Annotated in this window: 8 protein-coding genes; 6 read left to right on the forward strand and 2 right to left on the reverse strand. The window is 41.8% G+C overall.

All coding sequences use genetic code 11. The features are described 5' to 3' along the window. The coding region (locus B4237_RS03920; protein ID WP_286941521.1) for a helicase HerA-like domain-containing protein at positions 1–856 on the reverse strand (856 nt) is incomplete at its 3' end. A gap of 19 nt (positions 857–875) precedes the next feature. Continuing rightward, complete coding sequence (locus tag B4237_RS03925) at positions 876–2069, reverse strand: PLP-dependent transferase (RefSeq protein WP_278595300.1); 1194 nt, start codon at positions 2067–2069, stop codon at positions 876–878. A gap of 168 nt (positions 2070–2237) precedes the next feature. Between B4237_RS03925 and B4237_RS03930 the strand changes: the two genes are divergently transcribed. The 6 genes from B4237_RS03930 to rplB form a co-directional block, all read left to right on the forward strand. Beyond that, entirely contained in the window at positions 2238–2966 is a 729-nt protein-coding gene (locus B4237_RS03930) for a type 1 glutamine amidotransferase (RefSeq protein ID WP_004877635.1), read from the forward strand. Between the two features lie 226 nt (positions 2967–3192). Then, on the forward strand, positions 3193–3504 hold the full coding sequence (rpsJ, locus tag B4237_RS03935; RefSeq protein ID WP_000070912.1) for a 30S ribosomal protein S10: 312 nt from the start codon (positions 3193–3195) through the stop codon (positions 3502–3504). 58 nt (positions 3505–3562) lie between these two features. Next, positions 3563–4201: a 50S ribosomal protein L3 gene (gene rplC, locus B4237_RS03940; RefSeq protein ID WP_004678595.1), complete on the forward strand. Its 639-nt coding sequence runs from the start codon at positions 3563–3565 to the stop codon at positions 4199–4201. 11 nt (positions 4202–4212) lie between these two features. Further along, complete coding sequence (gene rplD / locus B4237_RS03945; RefSeq protein ID WP_004877634.1) at positions 4213–4815, forward strand: 50S ribosomal protein L4; 603 nt, start codon at positions 4213–4215, stop codon at positions 4813–4815. After that, positions 4812–5132 carry a 50S ribosomal protein L23 gene (rplW, locus tag B4237_RS03950; protein ID WP_004877633.1) on the forward strand — a complete coding sequence of 107 codons (321 nt, stop codon included), beginning with the start codon at positions 4812–4814 and terminating at the stop codon, positions 5130–5132. Before rplD ends, rplW begins: the two co-directional genes overlap by 4 nt. Before the next feature lie 11 nt (positions 5133–5143). Continuing rightward, the coding region (gene rplB, locus B4237_RS03955; protein WP_286941527.1) for a 50S ribosomal protein L2 at positions 5144–5901 on the forward strand (758 nt) is incomplete at its 3' end.

The raw sequence follows: 5901 nt of genomic DNA on the forward strand, positions 1-5901 counted from the left end.
TTTTTTCTTGTAAATTTTGGCTGGCATTGTCAAAGAGTAAATGCGCCTCATCGAAGAAAAATACCAGTTTAGGTTTATCCATATCACCAACTTCGGGTAACTGTTCAAAAAGTTCAGACAGCATCCAAAGTAGGAATGTGGCATAAAGCTTGGGGGTATTCATGAGTTTGTCAGCAGCTAAAATATTAATATAGCCATGACCATTCGAATCGGTTTGAATGAAGTCTAAAATATTGAGGCTCGGCTCACCAAAGAATTGTTCGCCCCCTTGATCGCCAAGCGCCAGTAAGTTGCGTTGGATTGCACCAAGACTTGCAGGTGAGAGGTTGCCATATTCTGCTTTAAGATCAGCCGCATTTTCACTGACATAGGTCAGCATAGCTTTTAAATCTTTAAAGTCGATGAGCAATAGGCCTTGATCATCTGCAATTCTGAAGACTGCTGATAGCACACCTTCTTGCGTGTCATTTAGATTCAGCATCCGAGCTAATAATAGTGGACCAATTTCTGAAATCGTTGTGCGAATGGGGTGTCCTTGTTGGCCAAATAAATCCCAAAAAATCACAGGTGAAGCTGCAAATGGAACTGACTCTATGCCTAAAAGTTTCAAGCGCTCATCAAATTTAGGGCTGCTTGTTCCTGCTTTTGCAAGACTGGAAACATCACCTTTGGCATCGGCTAAAAATACAGGCACACCAAGACGCGAAAAGCTTTCAGCAAGAACTTTGAGTGTGACGGTTTTACCCGTACCCGTCGCGCCTGCAATCAAGCCATGTCGGTTTGCAAATTGTGAATGTAAAACGATATCTTGTGTTGTATCTGTAGTTTTCTTAGCAATAACAATTGGTGTACTCATTCTTCACCTATTTTTGATTTCATTCGAGCTGTTTTAATGCGTTTTGAATATCTTGAATTAAATCTTCTGGATGTTCTAGTCCTATACAGAAGCGAACCAATAAACCTTGTTGTAAATGTGTATTGCTAAGCGAACGCATCTGTTTTAAATCGTAGAGCATCGCCAAGCTCACAGGCCCACCCCAACTAAAACCCAGTTTAAATAATTGCAGGCTGTCGCAAAATTTACGGACAGCGGTTAAATCATAATCTGGCTTAAAAATGACACTTACTAAACCTGCGCTTTTACCTGTACTACAAACTTCAGCCCAAAATTGATGACCCGCAGCATTGCTTAAACTTGGGTGTAATATTTGGCTAAATTGCGGTTGCTGTTTTAACCAATCAAGGACTTTGATTGCATTGAGTGACTGCTGGTCATAACGTAGTGACATGTGCGCCAGACTACGTTGGATTTGGGCGCTATCATCTCCTGAAACGCAGATGCCTTGTGTCGCATGCATTTTGAAAAGCTTATGGTGTAATTGTTGATCTCTAGTCACAACTGAACCCATTAGAATATCGCCACCACCGCTTGGGTATTTGGTGAGTGCATGCACCGTTAAATCTACTGATAAATGTTCATCTGAAAAATCAAATGCATTAAATGCTAGACCAGCCCCCCAAGTGTTGTCTAAGGCAGTGATGACATTGGCTTGTTGTGCTTTTTTGATTAAGTTTTTTAGATCAGGAAATTCCAGTGTGACAGAACCCGCTGCCTCTAGCCAAATAAGTTTGCTTTTCTCGGTAGGCTGAAAGCTATCGGCATTAATAGGGTTATAAATTTTGACAGAAATACCGTAACGATCTTGTAGGTTGTTTAAATGCTCAAGGTTAGGCCCATAAATGTTGTCTGCTACCCAAACTTCATCACCTGAACTTAAAAAAGTGCTGTTGACTAAATTAATTGCAGATAGACCACTAGGCGCAAGTAAGCTGAAAATGCCGCCTTCGATTTGAGCGATGTTGTCGCCTAAAGTAAATGTAGTCGGTGTCCCATGTGTACCATAACTATAGTCATAGCGATCGGTCCAGTGACGATCAAAAAGGTGCGATGTGCTTTTAAAAATAATGGTCGACGCACGATATAGGGGAGGTTGAATCGTTTCTATATATTGAGGAGCTTTTCGTGGTGCATGAATTAAATCAGTTTGTGCATTCTTATGTTTAGTCATGGTGCAAAATCAAAGCAATATAATAATTTAGGTTAAGAGAAAATAACAAAAGCTGCCAGTGGTTTGCATCTTTTGTACAGAATCGTTACAGATAAAGCGCTTGGAGAAAAACTGGCTTTATTTTTGCTAAGACTTACTTATCATTCTAACGATAATAGGTTTGAGCGCATGAAGTCGCATTTAAGAGTGCATTATTTTCAGCACATTGCAGGCGAAGGTTATGGGAGTTGTTATGACTTCTTAAAGGCACATAAGGCAAAGATTACGGCAACCGAATTTTTTGCCTTACCTGTAGATTTGCCATTAGAGCTAGAAGCATTACCTCGAGTGGATGAAGTTGATTTACTCATTATCATGGGAGGAACCATGAGTGTGAATGATGAAGCGAATTATCCATGGTTAAAACTAGAAAAAAGATGGTTACGTCGTTATTTAGCGGCAGGTAAGCCTGCAATCGGTTTGTGCCTTGGTGGACAACTTATAGCAAATGCATTAGGCGCTGCGGTGAGCCGTAATCGTCATCAGGAATTAGGTTGGATGGATGTTGGTAGAGCTTCACATATTCCAGAAGAATGCTTTCAGATCCCTGAAAAGATTAATATTATGCAATGGCATAGTGAAACTTTTGAAATTCCAAAAGGCGGTGTGCGTTTGGCTGAAAATAAAGTATGCCGTAATCAACTCTATCAAATTGGTCGAAATGTATTGGGGTTTCAATTTCATCCTGAAATGACACCGCATGCTTTACAGCTATTAATTGAAAATGAAGAGGACTTGGCAATTTTTGATGGAGAGTATGTTCAGTCAATGAGTGATTTAAAACGATCAAATCAAACTAAATTTGAGCAGGGGAATACGTTGTTAAACCAAGCGATTGAATATGTAGTAAGTGCTTAACAAAACTTTAAAGTTAAAAAATTAAAAGAAGAATTGCATAAGACTTAAACAATAGTTATAATAAGCGACCCTCAAATGGAGGGCGTTTTCTACGAAGAAAGTAGTTAACGCATTACAGTCGTGGCATCGATCACGACCTTAGTGAATTTCACTGCCCTTGACACTTGCCAAATGGTGAGGTGCGTCATGGGTGATTCTTTATATATTTGGCTTGGAGTTTACTGGTATGTCTAACCAGAGAATTCGTATCCGTTTGAAGTCTTTTGATCATCGTCTGATTGATCAATCTGCTCAAGAGATCGTAGAAACCGCTAAGCGTACTGGCGCACAAGTGTGTGGTCCAATCCCGATGCCTACTCGCATCGAACGCTTCAACGTTCTTACTTCACCACACGTCAACAAAGACGCTCGTGACCAGTATGAAATCCGCACTTATAAACGTTTGATCGACATCGTTCAACCTACAGATAAAACTGTTGATGCATTGATGAAGTTAGATCTTGCTGCTGGTGTAGATGTTCAGATCGCTTTGGGTTAAGGCTTTCGGTTGATTAACGTTTAAGTTAATTAGGCCGCTTTATTAGAGGTTTATGCACATGGCTATTGGTTTAGTCGGTCGCAAATGTGGTATGACTCGCGTCTTTACAGATGCTGGTGTATCTGTACCTGTTACAGTTATCGAAGTCGATCCAAACCGCATTACGCAAATCAAAACACTTGAGACTGATGGTTATCAAGCAATTCAAGTAACTACTGGTGAACGTCGCGAATCGCGCGTAACTAACGCTCAGAAAGGTCACTTCGCTAAAGCGGGTGTTGCTGCTGGTCGTTTAGTTAAAGAGTTCCGTGTTACTGAAGCTGAGCTTGAAGGCCGTGAAGTTGGTGGTTCTATCGGTGTTGACTTGTTTACAGTTGGTCAAATTGTTGACGTAACTGGTCAGTCTAAAGGTAAAGGCTTCCAAGGTGGTGTTAAGCGTTGGAACTTCCGTACGCAAGATGCTACTCATGGTAACTCTGTATCTCACCGTGTATTAGGTTCTACAGGTCAAAACCAAACACCTGGTCGCGTGTTCAAAGGCAAGAAAATGGCTGGTCACTTAGGTGATGAACGCGTAACAGTTCAAGGTCTTGAAATCGTATCTATTGACGCTGAACGTTCTGTTTTAGTTGTTAAAGGTGCAATCCCTGGTGCAACGAATGGTGACGTGATTGTACGTCCTACCATCAAAGCGTAAGGTGAAATAGAATGAATTTAAAAACTGTTTCTGGCGCTGCGGTTGAATTATCAGAAGTTGCTTTTGGTCGTGAATTTAACGAAGCTCTTGTACACCAAGTTGTTACAGCTTACTTAGCTGGTGGTCGTCAAGGTACTCGTGCTCAAAAATCACGTGCAGATGTTTCTGGTGGTGGTAAGAAGCCATTCCGTCAAAAAGGTACTGGTCGCGCTCGTGCGGGTTCTATTCGTAGCCCGATCTGGGTTGGTGGTGGTAAAACTTTTGCTGCTCGTCCACAAGATTGGTCTCAAAAAGTAAACCGTAAGATGTACCGCGGTGCAATGCAATGTATCTTAGCTGAACTTGTTCGCCAAGATCGTCTTGTATTAGTTGAAGAGTTTGCTGTTGCAGCTCCTAAGACTAAAGAATTGCTTGCTAAATTGAACGACTTGAATGCAACTCGTGCATTGATCGTTACAGATGCTGTAGATGAGAACTTGTATCTTGCAGCGCGCAACATTCCACACGTTGATGTGGTTGATGCAACTGCAATTGATCCTGTTAGCTTGATCGCATTCGATAAAGTTGTCATGTCTGTAGCTGCTGCTAAGAAAATTGAGGTAGAACTCGGATGAACAACGAACGTTTATATCAAGTCCTACAAGGACCAGTATTCTCAGAAAAAGCGCAAGTTTTAGGTGATACTGCTGGTGTTCAAGTATTTAAAGTTGCATTAAATGCAAACAAACTTGAAATCAAAAAAGCAGTTGAGCAACTCTTCGGTGTTGAAGTTGTGAAAGTAAATACAACGATCACTAAAGGTAAAACAAAACGCTTTGGTCGTACATTAGGACGTCGTTCTGATGTTAAAAAAGCATACGTCACCCTGAAAGCTGGCCAAGATGTTGAAATGGCTGACTTGGGCGATACCGCTGAAAACGCAGCGGAATAAGGACGAAAACTATGCCTATTCAAAAATGTAAGCCAACGTCTCCAGGACGTCGCTTTGTAGAGAAAGTGGTTCATGACCACCTTCACAAAGGCGCTCCTTATGCACCGTTGGTAGAAGCTAAAAAACGTACTGGTGGTCGTAATAACAATGGTCACATCACTACACGTCACGTGGGTGGTGGTCATAAGCAAAACTACCGTATCGTAGATTTCAAACGTAACAAAGATGGTATTCCAGCGACTGTTGAGCGCATTGAATACGATCCTAACCGTACAGCTCATATTGCTTTGTTGAAATATGCTGACGGTGAACGTCGTTACATCATTGCGCCGAAAGGCTTACGTGCTGGTGATAAAGTTCAATCTGGTAACGATGCTCCAATTCGTCCAGGTAACTGCTTACCACTTCGTAACATGCCAATCGGTTCTACACTTCACAATCTTGAACTTAAAATCGGTAAAGGTGCTCAATTAGCGCGTTCTGCTGGTACTTCAGTTCAATTGTTGGGTCGTGATGGTTCTTACGCTATCGTTCGTTTACGTTCTGGTGAAATGCGTAAAGTTCACGTTGAATGTCGTGCTGTAATTGGTGAAGTTTCTAACCAAGAAAGCAACCTTCGTTCATTGGGTAAAGCTGGTGCTGCGCGCTGGCGTGGTGTTCGTCCTACCGTTCGTGGTATGGCGATGAACCCGGTAGATCACCCACACGGTGGTGGTGAAGGTAAATCAGCTGGTGGGAGACATCCTGTATCTCCTTGGGGTCAATCTGC

This window comes from Acinetobacter sp. UBA6526, assembly GCF_002434875.1.
GTDB classification, from domain to species: domain Bacteria; phylum Pseudomonadota; class Gammaproteobacteria; order Pseudomonadales; family Moraxellaceae; genus Acinetobacter; species Acinetobacter venetianus.